Source organism: Enterobacter cloacae complex sp. 402C9, from assembly GCF_050030745.1.
Lineage (GTDB): Bacteria > Pseudomonadota > Gammaproteobacteria > Enterobacterales > Enterobacteriaceae > Enterobacter > Enterobacter intestinihominis.
The window spans coordinates 301,537-316,403 of sequence record NZ_JBLGUW010000002.1; the positions used below are offsets into that span (position 1 = coordinate 301,537).

A 14,867-nucleotide genomic window follows, 5' to 3' on the forward strand; every position below is an offset into this window, starting at 1 on the left:
ATCAGTAATGAATCACTGTCCGGATAGATTTGCCTTCATGCATAAGCTCGAAGGCGTCATTGATTTCATCCAGTGTCATCGTATGGGTTACAAATGGCTCAAGGTCAATATCCCCCTTCATGGCATCCTCGACCATACCGGGGAGCTGAGTGCGGCCTTTTACTCCGCCAAACGCGGAACCTTTCCATACGCGCCCGGTGACCAGCTGGAAAGGACGGGTGGAAATCTCCTGTCCGGCCCCTGCGACACCAATGACAACGGACTGCCCCCACCCACGGTGAGCACTTTCCAGCGCTGCACGCATGACGTTAACGTTACCGATACATTCAAAGGTATGGTCAATACCCCACTTGTTGATATCCAGCAGAACATCTTTAATCGGTTTGTCATAATCATTCGGGTTAATGCAGTCAGTGGCCCCGAACTGACGGGCCAGGTCAAATTTTGTCGGATTAGTATCGATAGCGATAATACGTCCCGCTTTTGCCTGACGGGCCCCCTGTACCGCAGCCAGACCAATTGCCCCCAGACCAAAAATGGCAACTGAATCGCCCGGCTGCACTTTAGCCGTGTTATGGACGGCGCCAATACCGGTAGTCACGCCACAACCCAACAGGCAGACGTGTTCATGGTTCGCCTCCGGGTTAATTTTTGCCAGAGAAACCTCGGCCACAACGGTGTATTCACTGAATGTGGAACATCCCATGTAGTGGTAAAGAGGCTGACCGTTGTATGAAAAGCGAGTGGTCCCGTCAGGCATCAGTCCTTTGCCCTGAGTCTCGCGAACCGATACACAGAGGTTCGTTTTACCGGACTGGCAGAATTCACACTCCCCGCATTCAGCGGTGTAGAGCGGAATAACATGGTCACCCGGCTTCACACTGGTGACGCCTTCACCAACTTCAACGACGATACCGGCTCCCTCGTGGCCGAGAACCACCGGGAAAACGCCCTCAGGGTCATTCCCTGAGAGGGTAAAGGCATCGGTATGGCAGACACCTGTGTGGGTGTTTTTAATCAGCACCTCGCCTTTTTTAGGCGGAGCAACATCAATTTCAACAATCTCCAGGGGCTTCCCTGGTGCAAATGCAACAGCGGCACGTGATTTCATACGTAATATATCCTCAATGTAATAATGGCCTCACCTATTTAAGATAGGCACGAACCAGCTCAATCGTATCGTCAACTGATTTACTGACTTCATGACTGTAGCTGTCATTCTGGTCAAAGGTTTCCCGTATGTGGCTCTCCAGCACCTCTGCCATCAGTCCGTTAGCGGCGCCCCGGACGGCGGCGATTTGCTGGAGAACGGAACGGCATTCAGCGCCACTTTCAAGTGCTCTTTCCAGAGCATCAATCTGACCCCGGATACGGCGAACCCGGGTTAGGACCTTTTTTTTCTCTTCAGGAGTACTGGGCATTGCTTACCTCACTGCTCTGTATTTCTTATACTATAGGGGAGTATTACATTAAGATCAACACATACCCCACTATAGTATAATAAATATATCAGAGCACCGGTAATGACTCCAACTTACTGATAGTGTTTTATGTTCAGATAATGCCCGATGACTTTGTCATGCAGCTCCACCGATTTTGAGAACGACAGTGACTTCCTGCCCAGCCTTGCCAGATGCTGCCTCAGATTCAGGTTATGCCGCTCAATGCGCTGCGTATATCGCTTGCTGATAACGTGCAGTTCTCCCTTCAGGCGTGATTCATAAAGCGGCCAGCCATCCGTCATCCATACCACGACCTCAAAGGCCGACAGCAGGCCCAGAAGACGCTCCAGCGTGACCAACGTGCGTTCACCGAATACGTGCGCCACAACCGTCCTCCGTATCCTGTCATACGCGTAAAACAACCAGCGCTGGCGTGATTTAGCGCCGACGTAACCCCACTGTTCGTCCATTTCCGCGCAAACAATGACGTCACTGCCCGGTTGTATGCGTGAGTTTACCGACTGCGGCCTGAGTTTTTTAAGTGTCGTAAAATCGTGTTGAGGCCAACGCCCATAATGCGTGCACTGGCGCGACATCCGACGCCATTCATGGCCATATCAATAATTTTCTGGTGTGTACCGGGCTGAGAGACGGTGTAAGTGAACTGTAGCTGCCATGTTTTACGGCAGTGAGAGCAGAGATAGCGCTGATGTCCGGCAGTACTTTTACCGTTACGCACCACGCCTTCAGTAGCTGAACAGGAGGGACAGCTGATAGAAACAGAAGCCACTGGAGCACCTCAAAAACACCATCATACACTAAATCAGTAAGTTGGCACCATTACCCGAATTACCAGCGTCTGCTCTTGGCACGGAGCGGACCTATTTACTGAGCCGAAGGTCCGCTCAGACTAACTCATTAAAGCCTGGTTGTTTTATCGCATCATCAGCCGTGTTCTGAAGCATTAGCTATGTATCTTCAGGGATGCTGATTTTCCCTCTGCACCAGATAAACCAGAATACAGTTTGATGTCGGTCAAAAAAGACAGCTTTAAGTGCATGAAATGAATAATGTTTCTTGAATGCTGGCAAAGCACTGGGATAGTAGTGTTGATTATTAGACGATCGGTCAATATTATTTATTGACGACTTAATGACTGAACGGTAAACGCCCGGACAAACGAGGTGAACGTGTTTAAATCTTTATTAATCAACAAAACAGATGGACGCTATAGTGCGCAACTTGCTGAAATCGCTGAAAGTGAACTACCGCAGGGGGATGTGGAGGTCAATGTTGACTATTCATCCATCAACTACAAAGACGCACTGGCCATTACGGGCCGGGGCCCAATCGTCCGACGCTTTCCCATGGTGCCCGGCATTGATTTTACCGGTACAGTGTCCGCCAGTTCACATCCCGAATATCAGGCCGGAGATAAGGTTCTCCTGACCGGCTGGGGTGTTGGGGAAAAACACTGGGGCGGACTATCCGAAAAAGCACGGGTAAATGGAGACTGGCTGACGCCGCTCCCGGCTGGCGCTAACGGCAAACACGTAATGGCAATCGGAACAGCTGGGTTTACCGCGATGCTGTGCGTAGACGCACTTCTGAATCATGGTATTAAGCCTGAAGATGGTCCGGTACTTGTTACCGGTGCCAGCGGCGGCGTCGGGAGCATTGCGGCCATGATCCTTGCATCAATGGGGTACCGCGTTACGGCGTCTACTGGACGCCCGGAAGAGGCTGCCTGGCTCTATAAAACGGTCGGTGTGGACGAGATTATTAACCGTTCCGAGCTCTCCTGTCCCGGAAAACCGTTACAGAAAGAACGCTGGGCTGCCGCCATTGATACAGTCGGTAGCCATACGCTCTGCAATGTATGCGCCGGGGTGCGTTATGGCAGTATTGTTGCAGCCTGCGGCATGGCACAGGGGATGGAACTAATGGGGAATGTGGCTCCGTTTATCCTGCGTGGCGTCACGCTGAAAGGGATTGACAGTGTCATGTTCGCGAAGGAAAAAAGAGCGGCGATCTGGCAGCAGGCGGTACAGTATTTACCGGAGTCCAGACTGGATAGCCTGACCACCGTTTATCCGCTGAGTGATGCCATCAATGTGGCCGAAAAACTTCTGAGTGGCGGAATTCGTGGCCGGGCAGTAATTCAGTGTAGCTAATGAAGTGGAAGCCAGGCTCAGCCTGGGTTTGATAATTATTATCAGGGGCTGCGGCCCCTTTTTTACTTTTCAACAGCCGTGTCCTTAGAGGGCTGATAGCGTACTGACTTTTTGAAATAGCTCCAGAAGTCGTACACAGGCTGGGTTGAGCAATAAAGTTTGGCACGCATTACGGCACCCTCCCAACTGCTCCAGAAAATGGCCGCCAGTTGCGTATTATTCATATCGGAACGGATTTCGCCCGAAGATAACGCGTCGGACAGACAGCACGCCACAAGCGCCTGCCAGCGCTCAAGTATTTCGTGGAGCTGTTTGATAAAGGACAGTGGAAGACCCGGACTCTCCTGCATCATATTGCCAACCAGACAGCCCCGGGTGAAATTGTACTTTTTAATGCCGTCGCAGGCATCGTCGATGAAATTTTCCAGACGCATCATTGGTGTGAAGGATGATTCATACAGATGTTTTTGGAGTTTATGCACAAAGAAACTGTCATAGGCGCTCAGAACAGTCTGGGCATACTCTTCTTTGCTCTTGAAATAGTAATAAAATGAGCCTTTAGGAACACTGGCATTTTTGACAATGGCATCGACTCCCGTTGAAAGAAAACCATTCTGCGTGAGCAGTTCAAGCCCGCTTCGGATCAGGTCATTACGGGTATCTGTATAGGTACTCTCTGTTTTTCGTGGCCTGCCTCGCCCACGAATTTCGCCAGTCATGACTTTGCTCCTGCATTTTATTAACGGAAAAGAATAAGTGATTTTGCGCGGAGGCTTCAATCAGTTTATCCCCGGCGGTGACGAGGTGGCCACCTATGCCGACTGGACAGGGGACTGACTATTGCCATAACGCCATCGCAGGTTGCTTCAGTAAACCTGCTAATCCCGTACAATGGCGAATTCGCTATATCCGCTTCTCGCACTTAGCTGCCATAAATCGGCCAGGCAATCACAGGTCATTTCTGTCTCGCAAAGAAGGTGCCGTTTCTGCTTTGCGTTGACACCCCTAAATATTAGAATTAAAAGGAGAGAGTTACTGGAAAAAGGCAGCGGAGGCAGTGACAATCGTGGCTTGAAGCCACTACTCGATGGATGCGGACATGTAGTTGGCGTCATTCGACAAAACTAGCAAACTTCTAATAGTCACCATTTCTCCCGTCTGGCGGGAGTGCTGTCAAATGCCCCCCTCATCTCTGTGTGGGAAATGAAGGGTGAAGGGGAAATAGATGACAGCGTTATTTCTACGCCCAGAATACTGAATACCTTGTACAGACGATCAATACTGGCGCTAGCAGGGTTTGCTTCCAGGCGGGCATAGGTTTGCTGCGTTACGCCAAGCCTCTCAGACACATCTTTTTGCGTGAAGCCCTTGATTTTGCGAAACCCGATTAGCACAGGTCTGAGCTGGTTCAGCGTTTTTATCGGGAACTGATTATTCATAAGTGACCTGCCTCGCAGACTGAGTAGGGAGTACCGCCCTGTAATACAGCAGGTAAGGTGTATTTTGTGTTATACAGACTATAGGCTGTAAAACCTTTATTGAAAAGATGCTGATGTTCCAGGGGCATGCCGAGCATGGACGATTTTCTGCGGGGCGGTATTTCGCTACGGGGGAGATTGCGTTCGGGCAATGTACCGGTGTAAAAAACGTCAATTTTTCAAAACCGCTGTTATCGGGATAAGCTGAAAACTCCGAAGGCAGACACAGCCACGAATAATGTCAGACTTAAACTCTGTAGCTGTCTTCTTTTGCCTGTAAATAACGTCTAGTTTGACTCTGATGAAGGCTGTACCAGGCAGAGAACATGTCACTCTCGGGGCCGGATGATAAAATGTGTTCAACTGGCTGGGCAGGGTAATAGCGAAGAACGTTCTCTGAAATTCGATTCAGCTCAGCGTAACGTGCGCTGTAGGTATGTATAATCCATTGCATCAATTTTGCATCCGTATTATTCGCAGATTACACACAAGAAGCTTAACAATGGCTGAAAGAGTGAGCAGGGATATGTAACAAAAACAAGGGCTTCAAGATGAACTGGATAAAACCGGAGCAGAGCAAGCCCTGTTCCGGTTTGTCAGGCTTTGGAATTTCTTCCAGGCCCCTGCAGCTAGTCACAACAAACACATTAATGTTTTCATTGCTTCAATTCAATATTATTGTGTGAAAGGGATTCCATCGAAATCGGCTTATGCATGCTTAAAACTAAACTGCCCCGGCTGCAGTCATTTGGTTGCTGTGGGCTCTGTACTGTGTCTAATAGTGAAAGAATCTTACGTTATAACGAAGGAAATTGCTGAATGACTCTACGATTGCAGACGGAATCACCCGCTGACCAGGATATGTTTAGAGGCAGCAGTCATGAAAAAGTTGCAGAGAATGTGGCTCAGATCATCAGGACACCTGATGTCAATATTATTGGTCTGGAAGGTGAGCTGGGTTCAGGTAAGTCAACAATATTGAAGTTCCTGCAGAAAAAGCTTAAAGATGATTTTACGTTCATTAACTTTGATGCAGAACGTTACCATCATGGCTCAACTAAAAAAGCGCTTATCGATGTCATCCACCACGGGGTCAGCCTACAATGTCCGGGCTCCCGGGATGTGTTGGATAAGTATAAAAATCTGGCTCTGGGTAACATCGTTGAATACGACAAGAGGGTCAGCAGCAGGCTAAGCTGGTTGACCGTCGTTTTTATTTTACTGTCATTGCTTTCCGTGCAGATGCTTCGTTATGTGCTAACAGACCTTAATCAATATTTTACTAACAATGATCTTACCCACGAATAGTGGACACACGACTAAGTGAGTAAACTCTTAACCAGAGGTGACTCATGACAAAACCAGCATCAACCAGTAAGAAGCCCCGCAAACAGTACACGCCTGAATTCCGCAACGAAGCCCTGAAGCTTGCGGAACGTATCGGTGTTGCTGCCGCTGCCCGGGAACTCAGCCTGTACGAATCCCAGCTCTACGCATGGCGCAGTAAGATTAACAATGCCCGCAGCTCTTCCGAACGTGAGCAGGAAATGTCCGTTGAAATTGCCCGTCTTAAGCGCCAACTGGCGGAACAGGCAGAGGAGCTGGCCATTCTCCAAAAGGCCGCGACATACTTCGCGAAGCGCCTGAAATGAAGTATGTCTTTATTGAAAAACATCGGGCTGAGTTCAGCGTCAAAGCCATATGCCGGGTACTGCGGGTCGCCCGTAGCGGCTGGTATGCGTGGCGTCTGCGTCGTCAGCAGATAACACCACGTCAGCAGTTCCGGCTCGTCTGTGATACTGCTGTCCGTCAGGCATTCACTGAGGCAAAACAGCGTTATGGTGCGCCTCGTCTCGCTGACGAACTGCCTGAGTACAACGTCAAAACCATTGCCGCCAGCCTGCGGCGTCAGGGGCTTCGCGCAAAAGCGGCCCGGAAGTTCAGCCCGGTCCGATACCGCGAACATGGCCTGCCGGTGTCTGAAAATCTGCTGAAACAGGATTTTTACGCGAGTGGCCCGAATCAGAAGTGGGCGGGTGACATCACGTACTTGCGCACGGACGAAGGCTGGTTGTACCTGGCGGTGGTCATTGACCTGTGGTCCCGTGCTGTCATCGGCTGGTCGATGTCGTCGCGGATGACAGCGCAGCTGGCCTGCGATGCGCTACAGATGGCACTCTGGCGACGTAAGCGCCCGGAAAATGTCATCGTGCATACGGACAGAGGCGGGCAGTACTGTTCGGCAGACTATCTGGCGTTACTGAAGCGGCATAATCTGCACGGTAGCATGAGTGCCAAAGGATGTTGTTACGACAATGCCTGCGCGGAAAGCTTCTTCCACTCGCTGAAGGTGGAATGTATCCACGGGGAACGCCTTATCAGCCGGGAAATCATGCGGATGACGGTGTTTAATTATATCGAGTGTGATTACAATCGGTGGCGCCGACACAGTGCCTGTGGCGGACTCAGTCCCGAACAATTTGAAAACCAGAACCTCGCTTAGGGCCGTGTCCACATTACGTGGGTAGGATCATACTGAGGGTGGGGGAGCTGGACGATGGCGACTATATCGCAAAGGAGGTGGGAACCGTTAAAATGACGACCTGCGCCAGTCCTGCGTATCTTGATCAACACGGCACCCCGGAAACAATGGACGAGTTGCAGCAGCATCAGGCCGTCAACTGGATTAACAGCAGCAACAGACAAGTTATGCCCTGGACATTCGGGACGTCAGAGGGCTCCACCGAAATTGAACTTCCAGGCAGGCTTGTCGTGGATAACTCAGAAGCCTACATTGCAGCAGGCCTGGCGGGGCTGGGAATACTACAGGGCATGAATATTTTTTTGCAGCCTTATCTCGATCGCGGGCTGTTGGTAGAGGTTCTGCCAGATAATACGTCCCCGAATCGCAAACTGTAACTTCTGTATCCGCACCGCCATCTCTCCCGAAAAGTACGGGCGTTTACCGACTGGCTGGAAAGTTTATTGTAAACGCCTGGGGGCCTGCAGCCTGCTGGTACGTGCGCTGCCTTTTATCGGCCCGCCAGCTTCTGTATGGCTTCACGGACAGGAGCATCGCCAGACGTCAGCTCAATGATGACGCGGCTGACGGCAGGTTGCTCAATGAGTTCAGCCAGCGTAGCCGCCACGTCATCACGGGGCACGTTACCATACGGGATGGCCAGGCCGGCACGTACATAACCCGTACCAGTCTTATCCTGCAGCGCGCCGGGGCGCAGGATCACCCAGTCAAGCTCGCTTTGTGCTAGTTCCACATCGGCCATTTTTTTAACACGCATATAATTTTCGAATGATTCAGAAGTGGTTTCTCCCCGTGCGGACTCCGGGAATGCAGAAACGAGCAGAAAGCGAGACACACCGGCACTGAGGGCGGCAGCTACCGACTTTTTCAGCCCTTCGCCGTCGACCGCATTGGTCATCTCCTGTCCCCCCTTACCGCCGGCACCGGCAGTAAACACCACTGTATCACTACCTGCAAAGTGCATCGCCAGCGCAGCTGCATCCAGCTCTGTCAGGCTCCCACTGACGGGCTCAGCACCCAGCTCGCCTAGCAATGCCTGCTGCTCTGGCTTACGGTAGAGGGCACGAACAGCATGCCCCCTTCCTGAAAGGATCCTGCACAGACGCTGGCCGATTTTGCCTGCACCACCGATAATGAAAACATGAACCACAGTTGTCTCCTTCTGGGGTTATGATGTGTCCGAAATTATAACCTGACATCAGGTCAGTTCCTTTGAGCCTGACCGATTGCACTGCATGCTGCTGCCAGCACCAGACAGCTGGTCAGATACTCAGTTGTTCTTATAGCTGAGAACAACAGCCGTACCGATTTAGCTCTCCCGTCACGATGAGAACTCCTGAACCGGTTACACGCAATGCCGGCCAATATCTTCCGTTATATTCGAAAGATCCACGCAAGTTACTGAAGTGCGAGGGACGCAATGTGTACCTTGAACGAACTGAAGTCAGCGGAACCCTGAAGGTTCGATTCCATAGCGTTCAGAAAACTGCCTGCTGAAGCTCGATACTGAATTGTAACCCACCCGCCCCGCGACCGTTTTTACCGGCAGCGTCGATGTCATCAGCAGGCGGAGAGCCTCCGCGATACGTGCATCGGCGATAACTGAGCGTAAGCTGGTTGACTCACTGGCCAGGTGGCGCCGAAGCGTGGGGCCACTGAGTCCCGTCAGATCTTCAATTTCAGCAGCACTCCAGGGATGAGCCGGTTTGTCCGCTACCATCTGACGGATTTTCATGGCCAGACTTGGCTGCCGGGCTCGCAGCAAAGCATGGTATCCCATGCCATAAAGCCAGAGCACCACTTCAACCATGGCGTGCAGGGAAAGCGGACGCTTCCCTTCCCGCATTGCGGCTGTCCAGCGGTTAAGGGGTGAAAGAAGAGCTGATACGGAAATGGCTGCGATGCTGCCGGTGTCCTGTGGTGGTGGTGCGGCAAGTAACAGCCTGGCTGCTTCAAGCTGTTCCTCCGCGAGCACCACGCTCAGGGCGACAAACTCACCACTTTGTTCTGAAGGGGCATATTCTATATCGATGCTACGGGCATTCGGGACGACCATAATCTCGCCCGGGATCACCCGGTGCCATTTCTCATTTTCACGATACCGGAATTCTCCTTCCAGCGGGAAGGAAAGGGTCGCACCTTCCACCTCGAACTTCTTTACCTGATGCGTCTGTTCTGCGCGAAGGCAATCGCAGGGAAGTGGAAAACGGGAGCGTGCCAGGGTAAGAAGCTCAGCGAGGAGATCATCAACGGGAGAATCGGAAAAGCTGACTGTTTGCATATTCATCCGGAATTTGACTTTGACCGCTATTATACGTCGCCATATACAAAAGCATACAGCGACGCGTGCGGTTGTCTATTCCCGGATGACAAAAATCAGGCCGATTATAGTTACTGCCATACCCACAAGCATAGGCAATGTAATGGCCTCTCCAAACAGCAACCACGCTTCAGCTGCCGTGAGAATGGGAACCAGGTAAAAGTAAGTAGCGACTTTGGTTGCTTCACCGCTTCGTATCATAAAAATCAGCAACATAATCGCCAGAACCGATACGCCAATAACCAGCCAGCCCAGACCCAGCGCAAATGATAAGCTCCACTGCGTCGGAGCAGATTCGAACATCAGGCTAATTGCACCCATCGATATTGTCAAAGTGACGTACTGTAAAAACGTGTTCGCAAAGATATGTCCATCTCCCTGAGCACGGCGCTGATAAAGCGCTCCGATCGTTACGCCAAATAACCCCAGCATGACCGACCCAAAAGCCACAGGATCCAGTGCAAAACTATGCTGCCCTGGCGATAGCACCAGGAAAACGCCCGCAAAGCCAATCGCAATACCCAGCCATTTCCGGGGATGCAGGGACTGACGGTGCATGAGTGAAACCAGTATTGCAGTCAGTACCGGCTGCAGGCCGGTGATGAGCGCCGCAATGCCTGACGGCATGCCACGATGGATGGCATAAAAGCATCCGCCCAGAAAGAAGCTCTGCAGGAAAAGTCCGACAATCAGGTTGCGAACCATTCCTCTGCCGGACGGAAAACGGGCCCTGAACCCCAGTGTAAGCAGCAGAAGGACCAGACAGGAAAATGCGCCACGCAGGAATAAAAGATGAAACGGCGCGCTGTACTGCACGGTAAATTTGGCTGCGACAAACCCTGACTCCAGAGGAATACAAAAAGCCAGGGCGCAAGAGTAATGAGCCATTTTTTTTGTGAGGCAGTGATATTCATAGTATTGCAGGTGGGTTCTTGTCGGGCGATATGAAAGGGGATCTCTTCCCGGTCACTATTGTGTGCACCGGGAAGGAAGGTGATCAGACTGCGGGTGACCACAGGTCGTAATTCAGTGCGAAGCTGTTACCTTCACGGATAACCTTACCGGTAGTAGGCAGGTTGAAGTGCATACCACTGACAGCCAGGTTATCGCTCGCTGCGCGGTCAAGCACTTTGCTACGGATGGCCGCCGCCGCCGCAGGATCGCTGTCGAACGCGATAGTAACGTCAGGCTGAGCAACCTGAATGTGCGGGAAGTGAACAATATCACCCCAGATGAGCAGCGACTCTTTTTCATCACCCAGCAGATAACCGGTATGTCCTGGCGTATGGCCGAACAGCGGTACAGTCTGAATACCTGGTAAAATCGCTTCCTCGCGGAATGGCACCAGTTTGTCGTCATAAGCGCTGAAGGCGTTCCTTGCTACTTCAAAGAACGGCTTGAATGCGTCAGGCGCGCCAGCGGAAATGGTTTCATCACGCCAGAAAGCGAGTTCTTTCTCATGCACAAACAACTGCTGAACATTGCGGAAAACGGGAGTCTGCAGGGGGCCTGCAAGCCCGCCGATATGGTCAGGATGCGCGTGAGTCAGGAGAAGGGTATCAATCTGAAGCGGGTCAATGCCTGCCGCGGCCAGGGCTACCTGAAGCCGACCGCCCCAGCCATTAATACCTCCGGCACCACTGTCAATCAGGATGGTTCGCTCAGGCGTCTGGATAACGTAGACGTTGATATTAATACGGGGTACTGCTGGCACACCGCGCTTCTGCAGTAAATCCTCGGCACGTGAGCCGTCAATACCAGACAGCAGCTCAAAAGATACGTCCAGATAGCCATCACTCAGCATGGTCACAGTCATGTCACCTACTTTTTTGCGATTGATAGCCGGGGCCTGCCAGTTCAGTTGTGAAGTCATATTGGTCTCCGTTACGATTAGAGGTCATCAGGTTTTACTTTAGCAATAGTAACGAAATTTCTGGTTCGAACTGCTCATCCTGCTACGTAAACCGCTCATTCTTAAAATCCGGAGCACAGCAGGTTATATTGCTTTTGCCTTTCTCATGTAAGGTGTCGGTATTATCTTTACCGGAGCCTGTAATGGACATTATTGGAATTATCATGTCGGCGGGAAAAGCCTCTGACCAGTCCTCAAGCACCCGACAATAGTGTCCCGCCTCAATCCCCGCCAGGGCAGAAGACTCCGGCAGGTAGGCCAGGCCGTAGCCATCTTTTACTGCCTGAAGCATTGGATAAATGCTTGAAAAAGTAAGCTGCCCGTCCACTTTTTTCACAATATTCTCCCCCTGCCTGACAAATTCCCAGCCATACAGCGGGCCTGTGGGTGACAGACGTATATTGATGCAGTCATGTTTTTCCAGCTGAGAGGGATGTAGCGGCAGACCTCTTTCTGCAAGATAGGTGGACGATCCAATGACGACAAACCGTATGTCCGGTGCGATTCGGACGGCCACCATATCCTTTAATATGTCATCACCAATTCGGACTCCGGCATCAAAATTGCCCTCAACAATGTCGACAAAACCGTTCTGCTGCGACATTTCCACCTTGATATCCGAATATTTTTTTTAGTAACGGTGACAATCGTGGCCAGAGACATTCATGAATCATGTGATCTGATACCGTAAGTCTGACCAGCCCAGCCGGTGTATGGCGCAGTCTCTGAAGAGCTGTCACGCCCGCTTCAATGCGCGCAAGACCGGGTTCAAGCGTCAGTAATAATTGTTTACCGGCTTCGGTGACAGCCACCCGCCTGGTTGTACGCATAAGTAACGGCATGCCAACGCGCTCCTCGAGACGACGTATCGTGTGTGAAAGCGTGGATGCCGAAATCCCGAGGCGGACAGCAGCCCGTGAAAAACTGCACTCCTGTGCTACTGCCATGAATGCAACATAGTCATTAAAATCGTGACGCATACCGTTCCCGTTCAGGAGCTCCGATAACATTATCAGAACCATTTAGGTTCATGATGCCGATTCTGTGAGCCATCAGGCAACCCCCCCGTTCCGCTCATCCGATCATAATTTTTATAAATCTAGATATTGGTAAATCTCAATATGTGGAATAAAGTGTCGTGGTTCTGCGGCTACATCGGCCGAACGACGACATGCCAGGTCGTAAATGCTGAGACATGGCGTTTCAGTGATATTGAAAATTCGCTATATCAGGATATGTAATGAAGACGAAAAACCTGTTCTCTCCCACCAGACTAGGTCCCTACACCCTGAAGAATCGTGTTGTACTTCCGCCTTTAACCCGCTCACGGAGCTCACAACCGGGTGATATTCCGAACGAACTGATGGCTGAATATTACGCACAGCGCAGCAGTGCCGGGTTTATGGTGACCGAAGGAACACAAATCGAACCTCGTGGGCAGGGTTATGCGTGGACCCCGGGGATCTACAGCTCACGGCAAGTGGAAGGCTGGAAGAAAGTGACGCGGGCAGTGCATGAAAAAGAAGGCATCATTTTTGCCCAGCTCTGGCATGTCGGAAGAGTATCCCATAACTCCCTGCAGCCAGGTAACGCCTCGCCTGTCGCTCCGTCGGCGATACCGGCAGGGGAAAACGTTAAGGTATTCATCGAAACCGGGCCGGGAGAGGGGGCGCTGGCTACCGCTTCCTGCCCCCGCGCACTGGAAAAAGAGGAAATTAGTGAGATTGTCAGGATGTACGCCGGGGCAGCTCAGAACGCCCTTGATGCCGGTTTTGACGGTGTGGAAATTCACTGTGCAAATGGATACCTGGTTAACCAGTTCATGTCATCCCATAGCAACAAAAGAGAGGATGAATATGGTGGCTCATTACATAACCGGCTGCGGTTTCTGCGCGAAGTGACGCAGGCTGTCGCTGATGTGGTCGGTAAAGACCGTGTGGGAGTCCGTTTTGCTCCGCTCTTTCAGACCACGGATGAAGTAAGGGTCTATCTTGGCCTGGTGGAAGATGATCCCCATGAAACCTATACCGAAGCCGTTAAAATTCTTGAAGAAATCGGAATAGCCTATATTTCTCTTGCTGAAGCCGACTGGGATGATGCTCCCGAATTGCCTGAAGCATTCAGAGCTGAAGTCCGTAAGTTATTCAGCGGTGTAATTATGTATGCCGGGCGATATACGCAAGAAAAAGCCGAACGGATTATCGGTGCTGGCTGGGGAGACATTATCGGATTTGGCCGCCCGTTCATAGCTAATCCGGATTTACCGCAGCGCCTTTATCATGAATGGCCACTGAATCCGGTCGATCCAACAACCATGTATGGTGGAACGGCAAAAGGCTACACAGATTATCCCGCCTTTGGCTAACCATTCTTATGAGCATCAGCTTTTCAAAAGCTGATGCTTAACGTAGAGAAGTATCGTAACATTGCAATTCCTCAATGCGACAAGTGACAGAGTTTATGCCTGATATTGATTTGAATGACGTGATTAAGGCGCTGGGAAACCCTGTTAGAAGAAAAATTCTGTATATGCTCAAGGAACCGAAAATACACTTCCATCAGCCTTATGCTGATGCGGACGAGTTCGGTGTGTGTGTCAGTATCATTCAGGAAAAGGTCGGGCTCTCACAGTCTACCGTTTCTCTTTACCTCTCAGCTCTTCAACGGGCACAACTTGTTACTTCTCAGCGCATCGGTCCCTGGACGTACTACAAACGTGACAATGATAAAATAAGGGTTGTTCTTGAGTTGCTGAAAAATACAATCTGATACAGGACTGAGCACATTCAGTGTAACAGTACCGGGGGTTCGTACTTGCGATCCCGGCAGGCATTCCATGAAAGCGCACTAATTCCTCAATATCAGGCTGCAGACCGGTCATAAGAGGCTAATAGTTTTGCAAAATATCCACCAGTTTGGGTCAAATCACTCTGTCGGTTGGTGTGCATACTCGGTGAAAGGACCTGCAGATATTTAAGATGGCGGATAGCTTGTTACAG

The 14,867-nt window shown here is 51.0% G+C and carries 16 protein-coding genes and 1 pseudogene; 6 read left to right on the plus strand and 11 right to left on the minus strand.

The features are described 5' to 3' along the window. Window position 1 precedes the first annotated feature (1 nt). The 3 genes from frmA to ACQG1K_RS24165 all read right to left on the minus strand — a co-directional run bounded on the left by frmA (window position 2) and on the right by ACQG1K_RS24165 (window position 2,232). The gene (frmA, locus tag ACQG1K_RS24155; protein ID WP_017384070.1) at window positions 2–1,111 is read right to left on the minus strand and encodes an S-(hydroxymethyl)glutathione dehydrogenase; all 1,110 of its coding nucleotides are present in this window, start codon (window positions 1,109–1,111) and stop codon (window positions 2–4) included. 34 nt (window positions 1,112–1,145) lie between these two features. Then, a complete protein-coding gene (frmR, locus tag ACQG1K_RS24160) occupies window positions 1,146–1,421 on the minus strand; it encodes a formaldehyde-responsive transcriptional repressor FrmR (protein WP_017384071.1) in 276 nt (91 codons plus the stop codon). A gap of 113 nt (window positions 1,422–1,534) precedes the next feature. Beyond that, window positions 1,535–2,232 (minus strand): IS1 family transposase gene (locus ACQG1K_RS24165; RefSeq protein ID WP_223195083.1). Its coding sequence is split into 2 segments (ribosomal slippage): window positions 1,535–1,983 and window positions 1,983–2,232, totalling 699 coding nucleotides; the frame shifts between segments, so codons are not numbered across the junction. 400 nt (window positions 2,233–2,632) lie between these two features. On the opposite strand from ACQG1K_RS24165, the gene ACQG1K_RS24170 reads away from it, so the two are divergent. Beyond that, window positions 2,633–3,616, plus strand: a complete 984-nt coding sequence (locus tag ACQG1K_RS24170; RefSeq protein ID WP_023280857.1) for an MDR family oxidoreductase — start codon at window positions 2,633–2,635, stop codon at window positions 3,614–3,616. Between the two features lie 62 nt (window positions 3,617–3,678). Here the strand turns inward: ACQG1K_RS24170 and ACQG1K_RS24175 are convergent, their stop codons facing one another. Further along, on the minus strand, window positions 3,679–4,335 hold the full coding sequence (locus ACQG1K_RS24175; RefSeq protein ID WP_023280966.1) for a TetR/AcrR family transcriptional regulator: 657 nt from the start codon (window positions 4,333–4,335) through the stop codon (window positions 3,679–3,681). A gap of 423 nt (window positions 4,336–4,758) precedes the next feature. Further along, window positions 4,759–5,055: a helix-turn-helix transcriptional regulator gene (locus ACQG1K_RS24180; RefSeq protein ID WP_017384073.1), complete on the minus strand. Its 297-nt coding sequence runs from the start codon at window positions 5,053–5,055 to the stop codon at window positions 4,759–4,761. An 858-nt stretch (window positions 5,056–5,913) separates the two neighbouring features. Here ACQG1K_RS24180 and ACQG1K_RS24185 point away from each other — a divergent pair. From ACQG1K_RS24185 to ACQG1K_RS24195, 3 genes and pseudogenes are all read left to right on the plus strand, one after another. Next, the gene (locus ACQG1K_RS24185; protein ID WP_023280967.1) at window positions 5,914–6,402 is read left to right on the plus strand and encodes a P-loop NTPase fold protein; all 489 of its coding nucleotides are present in this window, start codon (window positions 5,914–5,916) and stop codon (window positions 6,400–6,402) included. Between the two features lie 44 nt (window positions 6,403–6,446). Continuing rightward, window positions 6,447–7,597 (plus strand): IS3 family transposase gene (locus ACQG1K_RS24190; RefSeq protein ID WP_087855188.1). Its coding sequence is split into 2 segments (ribosomal slippage): window positions 6,447–6,705 and window positions 6,705–7,597, totalling 1,152 coding nucleotides; the frame shifts between segments, so codons are not numbered across the junction. 29 nt (window positions 7,598–7,626) lie between these two features. Next, window positions 7,627–8,085: pseudogene (locus ACQG1K_RS24195) on the plus strand (LysR substrate-binding domain-containing protein); the annotation flags it as partial. Between the two features lie 41 nt (window positions 8,086–8,126). On the opposite strand, the gene ACQG1K_RS24200 reads toward ACQG1K_RS24195, so the two are convergent. The 6 genes from ACQG1K_RS24200 to ACQG1K_RS24225 form a co-directional block, all read right to left on the minus strand. Then, window positions 8,127–8,786, minus strand: a complete 660-nt coding sequence (locus ACQG1K_RS24200; protein WP_007897903.1) for an SDR family oxidoreductase — start codon at window positions 8,784–8,786, stop codon at window positions 8,127–8,129. Between the two features lie 294 nt (window positions 8,787–9,080). Beyond that, entirely contained in the window at window positions 9,081–9,917 is an 837-nt protein-coding gene (locus ACQG1K_RS24205) for a helix-turn-helix transcriptional regulator (RefSeq protein WP_017384067.1), read from the minus strand. Between the two features lie 75 nt (window positions 9,918–9,992). Continuing rightward, complete coding sequence (locus ACQG1K_RS24210) at window positions 9,993–10,844, minus strand: DMT family transporter (protein ID WP_007897905.1); 852 nt, start codon at window positions 10,842–10,844, stop codon at window positions 9,993–9,995. Between the two features lie 109 nt (window positions 10,845–10,953). After that, window positions 10,954–11,829 (minus strand): MBL fold metallo-hydrolase, encoded by an 876-nt coding sequence (locus ACQG1K_RS24215; RefSeq protein ID WP_017384065.1) that lies wholly within the window; start codon window positions 11,827–11,829, stop codon window positions 10,954–10,956. Between the two features lie 82 nt (window positions 11,830–11,911). After that, window positions 11,912–12,472: a LysR substrate-binding domain-containing protein gene (locus ACQG1K_RS24220; protein ID WP_017384064.1), complete on the minus strand. Its 561-nt coding sequence runs from the start codon at window positions 12,470–12,472 to the stop codon at window positions 11,912–11,914. Continuing rightward, window positions 12,438–12,848, minus strand: a complete 411-nt coding sequence (locus ACQG1K_RS24225) for a LysR family transcriptional regulator (protein WP_157698488.1) — start codon at window positions 12,846–12,848, stop codon at window positions 12,438–12,440. The genes ACQG1K_RS24220 and ACQG1K_RS24225 overlap by 35 nt, the downstream gene beginning before the upstream one ends. A 260-nt stretch (window positions 12,849–13,108) precedes the next feature. Here ACQG1K_RS24225 and ACQG1K_RS24230 point away from each other — a divergent pair, with 260 nt between their 5' ends. Continuing rightward, window positions 13,109–14,233, plus strand: coding sequence for an alkene reductase (locus ACQG1K_RS24230; protein ID WP_017384063.1), 1,125 nt, complete (start codon window positions 13,109–13,111; stop codon window positions 14,231–14,233). Window positions 14,234–14,328: 95 nt separating this feature from the next. Continuing rightward, complete coding sequence (locus ACQG1K_RS24235; protein ID WP_032622084.1) at window positions 14,329–14,637, plus strand: ArsR/SmtB family transcription factor; 309 nt, start codon at window positions 14,329–14,331, stop codon at window positions 14,635–14,637. The last annotated feature ends 230 nt before the right edge of the window (window positions 14,638–14,867 follow it).

What these genes read in the sequence shown, in the direction of transcription:
- ACQG1K_RS24205 (WP_017384067.1), bottom strand. Translation starts at nt 9,917, where the DNA reads ATGCAAACAGTCAGCTTTTCCGATTCTCCCGTTGATGATCTCCTCGCT.
- ACQG1K_RS24210 (WP_007897905.1), bottom strand. Translation starts at nt 10,844, where the DNA reads ATGGCTCATTACTCTTGCGCCCTGGCTTTTTGTATTCCTCTGGAGTCA.
- ACQG1K_RS24175 (WP_023280966.1), bottom strand. Translation starts at nt 4,335, where the DNA reads ATGACTGGCGAAATTCGTGGGCGAGGCAGGCCACGAAAAACAGAGAGT.
- ACQG1K_RS24215 (WP_017384065.1), bottom strand. Translation starts at nt 11,829, where the DNA reads ATGACTTCACAACTGAACTGGCAGGCCCCGGCTATCAATCGCAAAAAA.
- ACQG1K_RS24180 (WP_017384073.1), bottom strand. Translation starts at nt 5,055, where the DNA reads ATGAATAATCAGTTCCCGATAAAAACGCTGAACCAGCTCAGACCTGTG.
- ACQG1K_RS24230 (WP_017384063.1), top strand. Translation starts at nt 13,109, where the DNA reads ATGAAGACGAAAAACCTGTTCTCTCCCACCAGACTAGGTCCCTACACC.
- ACQG1K_RS24235 (WP_032622084.1), top strand. Translation starts at nt 14,329, where the DNA reads ATGCCTGATATTGATTTGAATGACGTGATTAAGGCGCTGGGAAACCCT.
- frmR (WP_017384071.1), bottom strand. Translation starts at nt 1,421, where the DNA reads ATGCCCAGTACTCCTGAAGAGAAAAAAAAGGTCCTAACCCGGGTTCGC.
- ACQG1K_RS24225 (WP_157698488.1), bottom strand. Translation starts at nt 12,848, where the DNA reads ATGCGTCACGATTTTAATGACTATGTTGCATTCATGGCAGTAGCACAG.
- frmA (WP_017384070.1), bottom strand. Translation starts at nt 1,111, where the DNA reads ATGAAATCACGTGCCGCTGTTGCATTTGCACCAGGGAAGCCCCTGGAG.
- ACQG1K_RS24220 (WP_017384064.1), bottom strand. Translation starts at nt 12,472, where the DNA reads ATGTCGCAGCAGAACGGTTTTGTCGACATTGTTGAGGGCAATTTTGAT.
- ACQG1K_RS24185 (WP_023280967.1), top strand. Translation starts at nt 5,914, where the DNA reads ATGACTCTACGATTGCAGACGGAATCACCCGCTGACCAGGATATGTTT.